Annotated in this window: 18 protein-coding genes, 1 tRNA gene and 1 pseudogene; 2 read left to right on the top strand and 18 right to left on the bottom strand. The window is 63.4% G+C overall.

Annotation, left to right across the window (positions count from 1 at the left end; genetic code table 11):
• Positions 1-23 precede the first annotated feature (23 nt).
• From Q1A53_RS00100 to Q1A53_RS00055, 10 genes are all read right to left on the bottom strand, one after another.
• Positions 24-1289 (bottom strand): glutamate-5-semialdehyde dehydrogenase, encoded by a 1266-nt coding sequence (locus Q1A53_RS00100; RefSeq protein ID WP_299961758.1) that lies wholly within the window; start codon positions 1287-1289, stop codon positions 24-26.
• Entirely contained in the window at positions 1286-2452 is a 1167-nt protein-coding gene (gene proB, locus Q1A53_RS00095; protein ID WP_299961757.1) for a glutamate 5-kinase, read from the bottom strand. Before proB ends, Q1A53_RS00100 begins: the two co-directional genes overlap by 4 nt.
• Positions 2440-3474 carry a GTPase ObgE gene (obgE, locus tag Q1A53_RS00090; protein ID WP_299961755.1) on the bottom strand — a complete coding sequence of 345 codons (1035 nt, stop codon included), beginning with the start codon at positions 3472-3474 and terminating at the stop codon, positions 2440-2442. Before obgE ends, proB begins: the two co-directional genes overlap by 13 nt.
• 34 nt (positions 3475-3508) lie before the next feature.
• Positions 3509-4045, bottom strand: coding sequence for a GNAT family N-acetyltransferase (locus tag Q1A53_RS00085; RefSeq protein ID WP_299963013.1), 537 nt, complete (start codon positions 4043-4045; stop codon positions 3509-3511).
• A gap of 2 nt (positions 4046-4047) precedes the next feature.
• On the bottom strand, positions 4048-4650 hold the full coding sequence (locus Q1A53_RS00080; RefSeq protein ID WP_299961753.1) for a LysE family translocator: 603 nt from the start codon (positions 4648-4650) through the stop codon (positions 4048-4050).
• Entirely contained in the window at positions 4647-5147 is a 501-nt protein-coding gene (locus Q1A53_RS00075; RefSeq protein WP_299961751.1) for a GNAT family N-acetyltransferase, read from the bottom strand. Before Q1A53_RS00075 ends, Q1A53_RS00080 begins: the two co-directional genes overlap by 4 nt.
• 95 nt (positions 5148-5242) lie before the next feature.
• Positions 5243-5512 carry a 50S ribosomal protein L27 gene (gene rpmA, locus Q1A53_RS00070; protein WP_195820307.1) on the bottom strand — a complete coding sequence of 90 codons (270 nt, stop codon included), beginning with the start codon at positions 5510-5512 and terminating at the stop codon, positions 5243-5245.
• Positions 5513-5523: 11 nt separating this feature from the next.
• Positions 5524-6180: a 50S ribosomal protein L21 gene (locus Q1A53_RS00065; protein WP_299961749.1), complete on the bottom strand. Its 657-nt coding sequence runs from the start codon at positions 6178-6180 to the stop codon at positions 5524-5526.
• A gap of 201 nt (positions 6181-6381) precedes the next feature.
• Positions 6382-7188 carry a DUF2059 domain-containing protein gene (locus Q1A53_RS00060; protein ID WP_299961747.1) on the bottom strand — a complete coding sequence of 269 codons (807 nt, stop codon included), beginning with the start codon at positions 7186-7188 and terminating at the stop codon, positions 6382-6384.
• Between the two features lie 4 nt (positions 7189-7192).
• Positions 7193-8032 carry a DUF2059 domain-containing protein gene (locus Q1A53_RS00055; protein WP_299961745.1) on the bottom strand — a complete coding sequence of 280 codons (840 nt, stop codon included), beginning with the start codon at positions 8030-8032 and terminating at the stop codon, positions 7193-7195.
• Positions 8033-8476: 444 nt separating this feature from the next.
• On the opposite strand from Q1A53_RS00055, the gene Q1A53_RS00050 reads away from it, so the two are divergent.
• The gene (locus tag Q1A53_RS00050) at positions 8477-8836 is read left to right on the top strand and encodes a hypothetical protein (RefSeq protein WP_299961743.1); all 360 of its coding nucleotides are present in this window, start codon (positions 8477-8479) and stop codon (positions 8834-8836) included.
• Positions 8837-8870: 34 nt separating this feature from the next.
• On the opposite strand, the gene Q1A53_RS00045 is transcribed toward Q1A53_RS00050, so the two are convergent.
• The 7 genes from Q1A53_RS00045 to Q1A53_RS00015 form a co-directional block, all read right to left on the bottom strand.
• Positions 8871-9467, bottom strand: coding sequence for a GNAT family N-acetyltransferase (locus tag Q1A53_RS00045; protein WP_299961741.1), 597 nt, complete (start codon positions 9465-9467; stop codon positions 8871-8873).
• A gap of 3 nt (positions 9468-9470) precedes the next feature.
• On the bottom strand, positions 9471-9932 hold the full coding sequence (locus Q1A53_RS00040; RefSeq protein ID WP_299961739.1) for a low molecular weight phosphatase family protein: 462 nt from the start codon (positions 9930-9932) through the stop codon (positions 9471-9473).
• The gene (locus Q1A53_RS00035; RefSeq protein ID WP_299961737.1) at positions 9933-10412 is read right to left on the bottom strand and encodes a UPF0262 family protein; all 480 of its coding nucleotides are present in this window, start codon (positions 10410-10412) and stop codon (positions 9933-9935) included.
• 109 nt (positions 10413-10521) lie between these two features.
• A complete protein-coding gene (gene hisD / locus Q1A53_RS00030) occupies positions 10522-11823 on the bottom strand; it encodes a histidinol dehydrogenase (RefSeq protein WP_299961735.1) in 1302 nt (433 codons plus the stop codon).
• Positions 11824-11865: 42 nt separating this feature from the next.
• Positions 11866-12333 (bottom strand): DUF2948 family protein, encoded by a 468-nt coding sequence (locus tag Q1A53_RS00025; protein WP_299961733.1) that lies wholly within the window; start codon positions 12331-12333, stop codon positions 11866-11868.
• Complete coding sequence (murA, locus tag Q1A53_RS00020) at positions 12330-13598, bottom strand: UDP-N-acetylglucosamine 1-carboxyvinyltransferase (protein ID WP_299961731.1); 1269 nt, start codon at positions 13596-13598, stop codon at positions 12330-12332. Before murA ends, Q1A53_RS00025 begins: the two co-directional genes overlap by 4 nt.
• 4 nt (positions 13599-13602) lie before the next feature.
• Positions 13603-13773: a hypothetical protein gene (locus Q1A53_RS00015; RefSeq protein WP_299961729.1), complete on the bottom strand. Its 171-nt coding sequence runs from the start codon at positions 13771-13773 to the stop codon at positions 13603-13605.
• An 86-nt stretch (positions 13774-13859) separates the two neighbouring features.
• On the opposite strand from Q1A53_RS00015, the gene Q1A53_RS00010 reads away from it, so the two are divergent.
• A tRNA-Thr gene (locus tag Q1A53_RS00010) sits at positions 13860-13934 on the top strand.
• 541 nt (positions 13935-14475) lie between these two features.
• Here the strand turns inward: Q1A53_RS00010 and Q1A53_RS00005 are convergent.
• A pseudogene (locus tag Q1A53_RS00005) lies at positions 14476-15477 on the bottom strand (recombinase family protein); the annotation flags it as partial.
• Between the last annotated feature and the right edge of the window lie 192 nt (positions 15478-15669).

Here is a 15669-nt window from a genome sequence, read left to right as displayed (position 1 = left end):
CCGGTCCGTCGGCACCGCAGACTTCAGGCGCGCACGGTCCCCTTGCCACGGACCAGATATTTGAAGCTGGTCAACTGTTCTGCCCCCACCGGGCCGCGCGCGTGCATCTTGCCGGTGGCGATCCCGATCTCCGCGCCCATGCCGAACTCGCCGCCATCGGCAAACTGGGTCGAGGCGTTGTGCATCAGAATGGCTGAATCCAGTTCGGCCATGAAGCGGTTCGCGACGTCCGCGTCCTCCGTGAGCACGCAATCCGTATGTTGGGAGCCATGCTCGCGGATATGCGCCATCGCCGCGTCCAGATCCGGCACCACCCGCGCGGCGATGATCATATCAAGGTACTCGCAGCCCCAATCCTGCGCCGTCGCGGGCACAGTTCCGTCGATCCTGGCCAGCGCCTCATCCGCGCGCACCTCCACGCCAGCGTCGATCAGCGCCCGGATCAGCCCGCGCCCGATTGTCCCCGCCACAGCCTCATGGATCAGCAGACACTCTGCCGCGCCACAGATCCCCGTTCGCCGCGTCTTGGCGTTGAGCACCACGCGCAGCACTGTTTCAGGATCCGCATGGGCGTCCACATAGATGTGCACGATCCCTTCCAGATGGGCAAAGACCGGTACCCGCGCCTCGCGCTGCACCAGCCCGACGAGGCCCTTGCCGCCGCGTGGCACGATCACGTCAATATGATCGGTCATCGTCAGCATCTCCGACACTGCCGCCCGGTCCCGCGTTGGCACCTGCTGGATCGCATCACCGGGCAGCCCGGCCTCCGCCAACCCGCGCAACAAGGCCCCGTGCAAGGCGGTGGAGGAATGAAAGCTCTCCGACCCACCACGCAGGATCACCGCGTTGCCCGCCTTGAGGCAAAGCGCACCGGCATCCGCCGTCACATTCGGACGGCTCTCGTAAATCACTCCGATCACCCCCAGCGGCGTCCGCACCCGTTCGATCTCTAAACCGGAGGGCTGCGTCCAGGCTGCGATAACCTCGCCCACAGGGTCGGGTTGAGCGGCAATGGCCCGCAACCCGTCGGCGATCCCGCGCAACCGCGCCTCATCAAGGGCAAGCCTATCCATCATCGCAGGCGTGAGCCCTTTGTCCCGGCCGTAGTCCAGATCCTGCGCATTCGCCGCCAGGATCTCCTCGCGCGCCTCCCAGACATGGCGCGCCGCCGCCTCCAGCGCCGCGGTCTTGGCGGCCGCTGACGCAGAGGCCAGCGTGGCCGCAGCCGCGCGCGCGCGCGCCCCAATATCTGCCATCAGATGGGGAATATTGTCCATGTCTTTCATGTCTCTACGCCTCGCTCTTCATCTTCGCGCGTCACATTCGCATCTGCCTGATGCATCGATAGTGCCATATCATCCCGGTGGATCAAAGCGGCCCGCGCCGGATAGCCCAACAGCGCCTCGATCTGCCCTGATTTATGCCCTTGGATGACCGCGGCCTCGGTGTGGCTGTAGCGGCTGAGCCCCTGACCCAGCACCGCACCGCCCGGCCCCGCTATGGCCACCGCATCGCCGCGCCCGAAACGCCCCGTCACATGGGCCAACCCGGCGGGCAACAGGCTTTTTCCCGCACGCAGGGCCGCGACCGCCCCTGCATCAAGGCTCAGCGTACCCATGGGTTTCATCGCCGCGATCCAGCGTTTGCGCGCCGCCGCGGGATCGGTCCGGGCGGTGAACCAGGTGGCCGGCGCCCCCGTCTCCAGCCGACGCAGCGGGTTCAGCGCCGCCCCGTGGGTGATCGCCATGCGGCAGCCCGAGGCGGTCGCGGTCTTGGCCGCGATCAGCTTGGTCTTCATCCCCCCCTTGGACAGGCCAGAGCCCGCATCCCCCGCCATGGCCTCGATCTCGGGTGTGATCCGATCAATCGCGTCAAACCGACGGGCCGCGGGATCATCGACCGGATTGGCGGAATAGAACCCGTCCACATCCGACAGAAGAACGAGCTGATCAGCCCCGACTGTCACCGCGATCTGTGCTGCCAGCCGGTCATTGTCGCCAAAGCGGATCTCATCCGTGGCCACGGTGTCGTTCTCGTTGACGATCGGCACCACGCCCAGCGACAAAAGCTGCGCCAGCGTCGCCCGGCTGTTGAGATAGCGGCGCCGGTCCGCACTGTCCTCGAGGGTCACAAGCACCTGTGCGGTGGTGATCCCGTGCGGTGCCAGCCCCTCCTCATAGGCACGCGCCAGCCGGATCTGGCCCACTGCCGCCGCTGCCTGCGCCTGCTCCAGCGGCAAATCGCGGCTGCCCAAGCCCAGCACACCCCGGCCCAGAGCGATAGACCCTGAGGACACCAGTACCACGTCGGCGCCCCCCGCCTTCAGCCAGTGCACATCCTCTGCGAGGCTGCGCAGCCAGTCCTCGCGCAGCGCACCGCTCTCCCGATCGACCAGCAGGGCGGAGCCGATCTTGACGACGATCCGGCGCGCCTCGCTCAGGGGTGCCACGGTGCGTCCTCAACCGCGGGCGTCTGGCGCAACCGGTCCGCATCGATCTGGCCGCGCAGCGCGCGCAGCACCTCCGTCACGCCGTCCCGTGCCACACCGGACATCATCATCACTGGCCCGCCACTGGCTTTTTCCAACACTTCACGGCTGTTGGTGCGCTCCTCCTCATCCAGCGCGTCAATCTTGTTCAGCACCGTTACCCGCGGTTTCGCAGCCAGATCACCGCCGTAGGCCTCCAGCTCTCCGATAATCGTCCGGTAATCCTCCGCAACCGTTTCCGAGGTACCATCCACCAGATGCAAGAGCACCGAACAGCGCTCTACATGACCGAGGAAGAGATCCCCCAGACCGCGCCCCTCGCTTGCCCCTTCGATCAGGCCGGGAATATCCGCTACCACGAACTCCACCCCATCGACGCCCACGACCCCCAGATTGGGATGCAGGGTGGTGAACGGGTAATCCGCGATCTTGGGCCGCGCGTTGGAAGTTGCCGCCAGAAAGGTGGATTTGCCCGCATTGGGCAGCCCCAGCAGCCCCACATCCGCGATCAGTTTCAGCCGCAGCCAGAGCGTCCGCTCCACCCCCTCCTGGCCGGGGTTCGCGCGCCGCGGTGCCTGGTTGGTAGAGGATTTGAAATGCAGGTTGCCAAAGCCGCCGTTGCCGCCGCGCGCCAGCCGGACCCGCTGACCCACCTCCGTCAGATCGGCAATGACGGTCTCCTGATCCTCATCGAGGATCTCGGTCCCCACCGGCACCCGCAACACGATGTCATCACCATCCGCGCCCGTGCGCTGGCGCCCCATCCCGGGCACCCCGTTCTTGGCAAAGAAATGCTGCTGATAGCGAAAATCGATCAGCGTGTTGAGCCCGTCGACCGCTTCCGCCCAGACCGACCCGCCAGTGCCACCATCGCCACCATCGGGGCCACCGTATTCGATGTATTTCTCCCGCCGAAAGCTGACGCAACCGCCGCCGCCCGCGCCGGAACGGATGTAGACTTTGCACAGGTCGAGAAACTTCATCGTCAGATCCTAACCCGGGAGAGCCGCCCCCCGGTCACAGTTTTCGCAGATACGTCCAGGTGGGCACATTGCCAGCCCGCGCCAGACAATAGCTTTCCGCATCGCCCAGATACTCGAACCCGCAATGGGTCAGCACGCGGGCCGATGCCGGGTTGTCCTGAAAGACGCTGGCGAACATGGTCTTGTTGCCCAGCGGGTTCGCGTCGACCAGCGCCTGCACCGCGTCCGAGGCAAGCCCGGTGTTCCAGTAGGGTGGCCCCACCCAATAGCCGACTTCGGTCTGGTCCCGCTCCATCCGCTCCAGCGAGATCAGGCCCATCACCTCGGTGCCGCCGGATTTGGTGCCGTCCATGGCCCAGATATCCTCGATCCGCTCATCGGCCATGGCCCGCGCAATCAGCGCCTCTGTCATCCCCGGTGGCACGGGATGCGGGATCGACGTGGTCATCCTCGCCACCCGCGCATCGCCTGCGTAAAGCTCGATCAGACCGGCGTCGGATTTACGCAGGGGCCTCAGCACCAGCCGGTCGGTCTCCACGGTGGGTTGCACCGTTATCTTCTTCATTTCCATCGTCATGTCCCTCCTCCGAACAAAACAAACATCACTGACGCGACCGTGAGGGCCGCGAGCGTACCCATAAGATAAGGTTCCACCGCCGTTCCTGCGACCGTGCGCGCGGTGGCCTCACCGGCAAGTGTCCACAACGGGTGCAGCAGAATCTGGCAGGCGAGCAATACGGCGGCAATGGTTGCCGTTGCCTCAATGGTGGGTGTGCCGGGCGCCACAAAGGCGGTAAAGCCGCCCACGATCATCGCCCAAGCCTTTGGGTTGAGCGGATGCACGATGAGCCCGGCCAGTACACCAGGCGCGTCGGCCACATCCGCGCCGGTGCCCAGACGCATATGCGCCACCCGCCACGCCAGCCAGATGATATAGGCGGCGGAGGCGTATTTGAGCGCCTCAAAAGCCCAGGGCGCGGCCTCGGCAAGCTCCATCAGACCAAAGCCCACTGGCCAGATCACCAGCTGCTTGCCAAGCGCCACGCCCGCCACGAAAGGCAGCGCCGCGCGAAAGCCGTAGCGCGCACCGGTGGCCATCAGCGCCATGTTGGCGGGGCCCGGTGTACCGACCTGACTGGCGGCGAAAATGGCGAAGGACGTGACCGCGACGCTCATGACCGGGCCTCCCAATACTGCGCTGAAAGGACCATCTTCTGCACCTGAACAGACTGCTTCAGCGGAACGGAATGCACTTTCTCGACACGGGTGTCGACAAACCCCAATTTTTCCAGAACGCGCTTAGATCCGAAGTTTCCCAAGACATATCCGGACTTCAGATCAGGGACGCCTGCCTCGAAATGTCGGACTAAAAGCGCATGTGTCGCCTCAGTGGCGTAGCCTTGGCCCCAATAGGGCATCCCCAGCCAATAGCCCAATTCATCCTCAATCGAACAGCCACCAATCGCCATATCTGACAGCGTTATGGCGTAGACCTGTGCCTCCTCAGTATCGCGCGCAAAGAACTGCCGGGCATCCTCCGCTGTGTAGGGATGGGGTACCCGCGTCAGCCAGCGGGCAACCTCCGGATTGCCGATCAACGCGGTCACTGCATCTGCATCCGCGTCCCGGAAAGGGCGCAGCTCAAGGCGGTCGGTATGGATGCTCTTTGACATCGCGGATGGCCTAACACGTCTCGTGTGGCAAAAATAAGAAAGGGGACCGGCGGTTTGCCGATCCCCCTGACTGTGTCACGTCCCTGAGGAAGGGCTTATTCAGCGGCCTCCGCCACCGGCAGGACGGAAATAAACGTACGGTTCTTCAGACCCTTGTGGAAGGTCACGGCGCCATCGACAGTGGCAAAGATCGTGTGATCCTTGCCCATGCCCACGCCTTCGCCCGGCCAGAATTTGGTACCGCGCTGACGCACGATGATGTTGCCCGGAATGGCGGCCTGGCCCCCATAGAGCTTCACACCAAGACGACGGCCCGCGGAATCGCGGCCGTTGCGGGATGAACCACCTGCTTTTTTATGTGCCATCTGGTCTCTCCTTAGCCTTTGGTCAGTTCTTTGGCCTGTTCGATCCAGCCTTCACGCTCGATCCGGCCTTTGAACGACAGTTTCTCGTCCATAGCAGCAACGTCCTCTTCGGTCCATGCCGCAATCTGGGCAAAGGAGGTCACGCCGCCTTCGATCAGTTTCTTCTCCAGCGCAGGGCCAACGCCGCTGAGCTTTTTCAGATCATCCGCGCCTGCCGCAGCGGGTGCCGCCGCCGGTGCGTCGGCCTTGGCCTCCGCCTTTGGTGCTGCCTTCTTCTTGGGCGCTTCCGCTTCTACCGCCGTGGCAGAGACCGAGCCTGCGCCCATCGCGGCCTTCACGCCGGACTTGTCAGCACCCGAGGCCAGAATGTCCGTCACCTTGATCAGCGTCAGCTTCTGCCGGTGACCCTTTGTCCGCTTGGAAGAGTGCTTCCGGCGCCGCTTGACGAAGTTGATGACCTTCTCGCCCTTGATCTGGTCGATCACCTCGGCCTGCACACCTGCGTCCTTGACGAAGGGCGCGCCGACCACCGGGCTGTCGCCCCCCAGCATCAGAACATCGTTGAATTGAACGGTTTCACCCGCATCCGCAGCCAGTTTCTCGACGCGCAGCGTATCGCCCGCCTGAACCTTGTACTGCTTGCCGCCAGTCTTGAGGACTGCAAACATCGTCTCTTCCTTTGTCTTACCCGCGTTCTGTGGTCCCCGAACCTTCGGACGTTTTGGCCAACCCGGCCACCTCGAACAGCGCACCCCGTCAGGGATGATCGTTGAATTCCCGGCTCCGCGACCGCAGTCACCAAAGCCATGAAGCGCGCACATGCCCCAGCATGCCTTCCGTGTCAAGTCTCATCGCACAGATGGGGCGGCTCAGATATCGTCAGTTGTGGCGTTCAGCGCCACCGCCCGCCCCAAACCATAGGCGATGTCGCGAAACACCGTCTCATAGCCCTGAAAGAGCGCCGCATTCAGCGCCTGCCCCGCATCGCTCCGGGCAAAGGCGAGATAGGCCTCCGCATCCGCCAGCGGCAGGGGTTGCTGCGCCAGCATCAGATACCCCGTCAGCCAGGTCTCGGCACTGGCGCGCAGCGCGTCTTCACTCTCCCAGACCTGCGCGAGGATCGCGGCATCGTCTATCTCCAGCAGGTCTCCATCGGCCAGACCCTTGGAAAAACGGTAACTGGTGCTCATGGTCAGCGCGACATTGAGTTCCAGCAGGTCATTGACCTCGGCAAACCCCGCCACCACCGCGCCCAGGGCATCACCCTCGGGCAGCGCGGCAAAGGCCGCCGCAGCCGCCTCTTCGACAGCCGGATCCGCCATGGCCTGCCGCGCCGCGATCTCCAGCCCCGTGATCCGCTGGCCCCGGTCGCTGTCAAAGAACGCCACGGCCGCGGCCAGATCATCGTCGTCCATGCCCTCCGTCAGCGCCTGGTAGAAAGCCGCGTCCATGGCCTGCGTCTGATAAAGCGTCGAGATCTGTTCCTGCCAGAACGCCCCGCCCTGCCCGCGCAGCATATCGCGGTTCAGATCCTCCGCATCCCTCAGCCCCTCGTCACGCAGGGCTGCCAGCAGCTCCGGCAGACGCAGCGCCTCCATCAGCACGGTTACTTGCGCATTGGCCCAGACCGGTGCCGCGGTCAGCGACCACAGACAAAGGGCAAACACCGCCCGCATGCGCTCAAAGCTCCTGCGCCGGGCGCAGATCGCGCAGCCGCTCGGCCACCGCCTCATAGCGGTTTGCCATGATCTCGAACTGCACCGCATTCATCAGCTCATAGACACGCACCATGTCCGGATGCTCCAGCGCGTCCGCATAGGCTGTGAGCTCATCGTCGGAGAACGCCTGATAGGTATAGGCCGAGCCCGACAGCGCCGAGCGCTGCATCGCCGCGCGCATATCGGGCTCCTGCCGCGCGAGGTTTTCCCGCAGATCGGGCTCATCCATTTGCAAATCGATCACGCCAGCCCCCGCCGCCGCCATCAAAAACCGCACCTGCACCTCCTGAATGGCGCGCACCGCTGCATCCTCCGACCCCGATGCGGCGATCAGACGTTTGAGCTCCTCCAACCGGGGCGAGCCAAGCCGCACCAGCCCCGCCACGATCGCCTCGCCTGCTTCGGTCTTCTGCGCCTCGTCTTCTTTCATGTGCGAGGCATTCTCCGCCGTCACCAACCGCTGTCCCAGATCCGAGGCGTAGAAATCGACCGCATGGGTCAGCAGATCCGGCTCCAGCGTCTGGCTCAGGATATCCAGCGCCATGGCGTGCATCTGGTCCACCTCAAAGACATCGTCGACCAGCCGCGTCCACTCCGCGCCGAAATCCTCCGCCTCCAGCCCGATCATGCCAGGCGCTGTCTCGGCGCTCAGCTTGATGCTCTCCAGCGCAACATCAAACCCGGTGACCTCCAGGAATGCCTCCAGCCGGTCCAGATCCGCCGTCTGCGCAAGGCTCAGCGTCGGCACCATCGTCCCCACGAGCATCAAAAAGCCCGCGCAAATCTGTGTCAGGGCAGTCATGTGCAATCCCCTTGCTCATAGGTATTTTCCGCTCGTTGCCAGCAGAATAGGACTTCTGTCACACCGGGCAATCAAAATCCCTGTGAGAGCCACTCTCCGCCGCCCTGCCCGCCCTTGTTCAGCCCGATTGAAACCAAGCTCCTCTCATCTTGCCGGATAAACTCCGGGGGGCGCGATCCTCGGATTGTCCGGCAGGACAGTCCGAGGGTCGCGCGGGGCAGAGCCCCGAAAACGACCGAAGCAGCGCCAACAGCTGCTCCCCCCATGCATCACGCTTTCCTCGCACCCCCGCCATCCGCCGCGTTGGCCGACGGAGGCCTGCGCAGCGGACGCCCCGGCGCGCCGGGGGCGCGGTCATTCGACCAAAGGCTCCCCCTCGACCCGATTGCGGCACAGGCACGCTTGCGGCATAACGAACGCCGAAAGCCGTTAAAGAGGTTGCCGATGTTCCGTTACGCTCTCCTGCTCTCAGCCGCGACAGCCCTGTGCGCCTGCGGCGGCAGCCCTCAGCTCCGAACGCCGGGGGTGGCACAGACCGCCGCCATCCCCTTCGCCAGCGGCCCCATCGCCAACGCCTGCCTTGCCGAAGGACGCAGAGACGCCACCCGCGCGCGCTGCGGCTGCATCCAGGCCGCCGCCGACCAGACGCTCAGCCAGGCCGATCAGCAACGCGGCGTGCCGTTCTTTCGCGAGCCGGGCAAACTACAGGTGGTGCGCCAGTCCGACGCCCGGGGCAATGAACGCTTCTGGGAGGCGTGGAGCCGCTTTGCCGATCACGCCCGCGCCGTCTGCAGCCGGACCTGAGCGGCGGCCTTCAAGCCCCTGATATTAAGTTAAATTACCCGCCCGGCAGCGATCTCATCCAGAATTGCAGATCGTGCGCGCTCTCCTCAGTGGCGCCCACCTCGCGCCAGTCAAACCGCGCCGTCACCCCGGGCAGAGGCGCGTAGCCGCGCTTGCGCCAGAATGGGTCCAGGGGCGCATAGTCCGCCGGTCGCCGCGGGTCCGATGTCTCGCGCATCACGGCGCAGAAACACGTGGCCGAGAACCCCAGATCCCGCGCGTGGGCCTCGCGGGCGTCAAAGAACCGGTGGCCGGCACCCCGCCCGCGATAGCCGCTCAACAGCACACTCTCGGCGCAGTAGAATACCGTATCGAGGTCAATCCCCGTCTCCGCGTAAGCCGCCGCAAAATCCGCCTTGTGATCGCTGAGCGGGGTGCCGGTGCAGGCGCCCACCAGCCTGTCGCCGTCAAACGCGCCGACGACAATGGCCTGCGCGCTCTCCACATAGGGCTGCATATAGGTGCGCTCATAGGCGAGATCCCCATCATATAGGTAAGGCCAGTCCCGAAACACCGTGATCCGCAGCCGCGCAATATCCTCCAGCGCTGCGGCCAGCGCCTGTCCCGTCAACCGTCGCACCGCCAGCGTCATCTCTCAGGTCAGTTCCAGCCGTGGACCGAACCGCGCCAGCAGCCGGTCCATGATCTGATCACGCGCCTGCCGGTAGCTCGCCAGCTTGGCCTCGCGCGTCTCGCCAAGCCCGGTCGGATCGAGGATCGGCCAGTATTCCACCTCCAGATGGTAGCGCTGCGTCAGATCCAGCGCCCGGCGCTGCGATGCCGGGCTGAGCGCAATCACCAGATCAAAAGAGCCCAAATCGTCGCCCCAGTTCTCCATCTCATCGAAACTGCGCGAGCGGTGGCGCGACAGCTCGACATCCATCTCCTGACAGACCGCGATGGAAAACCCGTCGATCTCCATATCATTGCTGACCCCGGCGGACTGCACGTAGGTCCCCGTGCCATAGAACTTTTTCATGATGCCTTCGGCCATCGGGGAGCGGACCGCGTTGTGATCGCAACAAAACAGAACCGACCCTGGCAGCCTCTGGTCCATTCAGCCTCCGAAGTGCAGCACGCAAATCAGCGTAAACAGACGCCGGGCCGTATCCGTATCGACCTCGACCTTGCCATCCAACCGCTCCTGCAGCACCCGGCTGCCCTCGTTGTGGATGCCGCGGCGCGCCATGTCGATCGTCTCGATCTGGCTCGGGGGCAGGGTTTTGACCGCGTCGAAATAGCTCTCGCAGATCTGGAAATAATCCTTCACCACCTGCCGGAACGGCCCCAGCGACAAATGAAATTCCGCCGCTTTTTCAGCATCTTCGGTGTGCACGTCAAAGACCAGCCGTTTGTCCCTGATGGCAAGACCGACGTGATAGGGCCCCTCCGGCACCGCTTTGCCCTCACGTCCCGGCAGGACAAAGGAGTTTTCCTCCAGCAGATCAAACACCGCCACGCGGCGCTCCTGCTCGATCTCGGGCGTGGCTGGCGGCAGGCCAGCGTCATCTAGGACAATGTGGGAAATACGGGACATGGGTCAGACGATTTAAGGGCAATAACTGCACGTGCTTAGCGCAGGTCACCGGCCAAGCGCAATGACGCAAGGCGCGGTCACCCATGGGTAACCCTGCGCCCCGGACGCGTCACTCGTTCAGCTTGCGCAGCCGCGCGGTGACCGACAGCCCGTGCGCCTGAAGGCTCTCGGTTTGCGCCAGCGTCTCCGCCGCGGGTCCCACGGCGCGCAGAGCGGCAGGCGTCATCCGCGCAAGGGTGGTGCGCTTCATGAAATCCAGCACCGACAGGCCCGAGGAGAAGCGCGCCGACCGCGCCGTGGGCAGCACGTGGTTCGGCCCGCCCACATAGTCGCCGATGGCCTCAGGGGTCCACTGTCCCAGAAAGATCGCACCAGCATGGGTGATGCGCACGCTCAAGGCGTCCGGATCCGCCACGCACAGCTCCAGATGCTCCGGTGCGATGCGGTCGGACAGCACGGCAGCGGTTTCCAGATCCGGCACGGTGATCACCGCGCCAAAGTCGCGCCAGGCGGCACCCGCGATGGCGCGCCGTTCCAGCACCTGCAGCTGCCGCTCCACCGCCTCCGCCACGGCGCGGCCAAATGCGGCATCCGTGGTGATCAGGATCGATTGCGCGCTCTCGTCGTGTTCCGCTTGGCTCAGCAGGTCGAGCGCGATCCACTCGGGATCATTCTGAGCATCCGCAATCACCAGGATCTCGGACGGACCGGCGATCATGTCGATGCCCACCTTGCCGAAGACCCGGCGCTTGGCCGCGGCCACATAGACGTTGCCGGGTCCGGTGATCTTGTCCACCGGCGCGATGGTCTGTGTCCCGTAGGCCAGGGCGGCAACGGCCTGTGCGCCCCCGATCCGGTAGACCTCATCGACGCCCGCCAGATCCGCCGCTGCCAGCACCAGCGGGTTCAGCACCCCATCCGGTGCCGGCACAACCATGGCCAGCCGCGGCACCCCGGCCACCTTGGCCGGGATCGCGTTCATCAGCACGGAGGAGGGGTAGGACGCAAGCCCGCCCGGCACGTAGAGCCCAGCCGCGGATACCGGCCCCCACCGCCAACCGAGCGTGGCCCCCGCAGCGTCGGTCCAGCTGTCATCCTCGGGACGCTGGCGCGCGTGGTAGCTGCGAATGCGCTCTGCCGCCAGCGCCAGCGCGTCGCGCTGGTCCGCCGGCACAGCCGCCGCGGCCGTCGCAATCTCGTCTTGCGTGATGCGCAGGCCAGCGGGTGTCAGCTTCAGCCGGTCAAACCGCTCTGTCAGCTCGATGACCGCCGCATCGCCCCGGGCCCGCACGTCGGCAATGATGGCGGCGACGGCCTCGTCCACATCGGGGCTGTCCTCGCGCTTGGCGGACAAGAGCGCGGTAAAGCCGGTTTCGAAACCGGCTTCGGTGGAGCTTAGAAAAACGGGCATGATCGAAACCTTGAGTGAGAAGCGGCAGCACAGGCGCAGGGATCAGATCGGATGATCCGGCGTCTTCCGGGAGGGCGCAAGATAGGGCCGGGTGACGTCCCGAAGCGTCACCTCGATCGCCTCGACCGCCAGACGGATGGCCCCGTCGCCCGCAAGGGTGAGCAGGATGTGACCGCCGGGCGGGTCGGCGGGCTCGAAAGTCATCGACAACAGGGACAGGACAGTATCACCGTCTCCGCGGGTAACGCCATTGCTGGCGACCGCCGCAACCCCGTCGAAGACCAGCAGCGACTGCACGCGTTCGGGGGCTGCGCTGCGCGCCGCACCCTCCTCCCAGCGAAACCGGTTGAGCAGCAGTGCAAAGCGCCGCCCGGCGCTTTCCCACCGCATCTCGGAGGCCGGGAAGACCGCATCTTGCGTCAGCGATGAGATCACAGAGAGGTCTTCGGCATCCAGCGCCCCGATATTCAGCGGCGCGCTGCGCCCGTCCTCAAAACGCGCATCACTCATGTGTCGGAGATCCGTTCGATGTTCGCGCCAACACCTGACAGTTTGGCGACCACGTGCTCGTAGCCACGATCCAGGTGATAGACCCGGCCCACACGCGTCTCCCCCTCCGCTGCGAGCCCCGCCAGGATCAGCGACACGGACGCCCGCAGATCTGTCGCCATCACCGGCGCGCCCTTCAGCTGCTTGACCCCGGTCACGCGGGCCGTCCCCCCCTGCACGTTGATGTCGGCCCCCATGCGCATCAACTCGGGCGCATGCATGAAGCGGTTCTCGAAGATCTTCTCCTCCAGCACGGAGGTGCCCTCGGCGGTGCACAGCAGCGCCATCATCTGCGCCTGCAGATCAGTGGGAAAGCCCGGAAAAGGTTCGGTGGTCACGTCCACAGCGTGGATTGCATCCGCGCGGCGTCGGACCTTGAGCCCGGCGTCCGTCTCCGAGACCTCGACGCCCGCTGCGTCCAGCTTCTCGCAAAAGGCCTCCAGCAGGCTGATCCGTCCGCCCAAAAGCTCGACTTCGCCGCCACAGATCGCCGGTGCCAGCATATAGGTCCCCAGCTCAATCCTGTCGGTGACGACCGTGTGCGTCGCACCGCCCAGCCGCTCGACCCCTTCGATCGAGATGATCGAGGTTCCCTCGCCCGCAATGCGCGCGCCCATCGCCCGCAGGCAGCGCGCCAGATCCACGATCTCAGGCTCGCGCGCGGCATTGTTCAGCACCGTCGTCCCCTTGGCCAACGTCGCGGCCATCAGCGCGTTTTCCGTCGCCCCCACAGAGGCGAAATCGAAATCTACCGTCCCGCCCCGTAGCCCACTTGGGGCGCTGGCGTGAACGTAGCCGTCGCGCAGTTCCAGCTCGGCTCCCATCGCCTCCAGCGCCTTGAGGTGCAGATCGACGGGCCGCGCCCCGATGGCACACCCCCCCGGCAGCGAGACGATCGCATGGCCCGACCGCGCGAGCATTGGCCCCAGCACCAGGATCGAGGCGCGCATCTTGCGCACGATGTCATAATGCGCGGTGTGATTGGTAATGTCATGGCTGGACAGCGCGAGAACCTGCCCCGCTTGCAGTGAGGTCACCTCCGCCCCCAATGACTGCAGCAGCTGCGTCATCGTGCGAATGTCGCTCAGCCGCGGCGCATTAATCAGGGTCAGCGGCTCATCACTGAGCAGCGTCGCAGGCATCAGGGTGAGACAGGCGTTTTTCGCCCCCGCAATCGGTATCTGACCGCTCAGCGGCCCGCCGCCCGTGACGAGAATGGAATCCATGCGCTTATGCGTCCTTTTCCGGTTCGGTTGGGTCCGACCGCCCTGCGTCTTTGCTCTGCTCTGCCGACCGCGCGCGGGCCTGCTGCTTGCGCCGGGCCAAGTTCTGCTTGAGCGCGTTCTTGAGCCGGTCCTGCCGTTTGTTTTCCGCCGCTTCGGGCCCTGCCTTCGGTACCATGGCGCTTCTCTAGCGCAGCCAACCCGCAGGGTCCAGATTGGGCTTGCGCCGCTTTTGGTTTGCGTCTAATCACCGCGCCTGTCGGCGCTGCTGTAGCTCAGAGGTAGAGCACTCCCTTGGTAAGGGAGAGGTCGAGAGTTCAATTCTCTCCAGCAGCACCATCTCGCTTTTTGCCCCGAATAAATCCCCTAAGTTACTGAAGGGGAAAGAAAATTCTGGAGTTCCATACACTCCATTTTGGGTGTATCTTAACGGCCTCGAAAACGCCAATCTAAGCACAGCCTGACGCAATGCAAAATCACCGTTTTTGTATATTTCCCAAGGACTTGAGAGGAACTTCAACGTGAGTTCCATACAATCCTCTAGCCGTCCTTTCGGAGGCAACGATTTTTCAAGTCGCTCGCTGATCACGATTTTATCGCGTTCAAGCTTTTCAATTCTGGTTTCGTAAGCTGAAACCACTGACGCGTTTTTCGCTTCTACGATCCGATCCAAAAGACCCTCAATTTGGCAATCAACATCCACCACTTGCTTTTGCAGTGCCACCTTTTCACTTGCGGCGGACACCAAGCGTGAATCCCAAGCGTCGCGCAGCATCGCTTTGGCAAGATCGAACAGTCCCTTTGCAGGCTGCAAACTCATCATCACGTCTTCAAACGCCTCTTCCATTTTGGCCTTGGGAACGGATTTGCTCTTGGCTTCGCAACCACGCGTTTCGCACCGGTAGTATGCGTAATGCTTGTACTTACCTTTCGACCATGCAGCGGTCATCGCATTGCCGCAGCAGTCACAGAGAACGAAACCCCGCAGCGGGAAGTCTTCATTGTAGTCGGCTCGTGCGGCAGGTCTGCGTTTTTTGCCTTCCAAGTTTTCTTGAATGCGTTGGAATGTCTCGAAGCTGATTAATGGTTCGTGCTGGCCTTTTCGTAACGAAACGTCCCATTTTGGCGCTTCGACATAACCAGCATATACGGCCTTCTTCAGAAGGCGCGTGATGGTCATTGGACGGATCGAACCGTCTTTCTTGTCTTTCGGGTAATCTGGATTTCGTTCAAGAAACCTTTGAACTTCTGCCTGAGAAGCGAAGTGCCCTAATGCATACCCTTCCAAGGCATCGCGAACGACTGGAGCAAGCGTTTCATCGGGCACGAGCACCTTGCCACCGCCGGACGGAGACGGGACGTATCGATATCCAACTGGAGAACGAAAAACCCAGAAACCATTCTCCACACGCGCCTTCATTTTCTGGACAACTTGGCGGCGGTTTTGCTCTCGTTCCAACTGACCCTGCGCAGCGATCACGGTCTCGATGAACATGCTTTCGGGTGTGTCTTCGATCCGAAAGTTGAGGCATTCAATGGTTGCTCCACGTCGGGCAAACTCACGCCGCAGCTTCAAATGAAATTCAGTGTCGCGGGCAAAGCGTTTTAGATCGTCGAAGATGACAACGTAAGGCTTTCCTTGTTGTGCATCTAGAAAACTCAGCAAGGCGACCATCCCGGGGCGATGCATGAAATCTCCACCGCCGCTAACGTCGTCAGGGAATACGGCCTCAACCTTATAGCCCTTGTCGTCCGCGTAAGCCCGGCAGCGCTGTTCTTGGCTTTCCAGTCCACTTCCTTCAAGTCTTTGTTTTGTCGAAGAAACACGACAATAGACTAGCGCATGCTTCGCTTCGGTCTTTGTGTTGTATTCGTCTTTCATCCTGCCTCCAGATCGCCGTCACGGTCGCAATCTATTGGTATCATTATCTTTATTGGGTTTATCTGAGCATAAACCATCCTTGTTGGATGCGGTAGGTTCATTGTCAGCACTGCCTGTGATCAGCCCCACCTGAGTGGTCCAATTTGATTGTTAGTGCATGATTGGCGTTTGGTCCATCTGGACGATGGTTTC

This window comes from uncultured Roseobacter sp. (assembly GCF_947496515.1).
Lineage (GTDB): Bacteria > Pseudomonadota > Alphaproteobacteria > Rhodobacterales > Rhodobacteraceae > Roseobacter.
The sequence above is the reverse complement of the archived record's forward strand: the minus strand, read 5'-3'. Positions and strand labels throughout refer to the sequence as shown.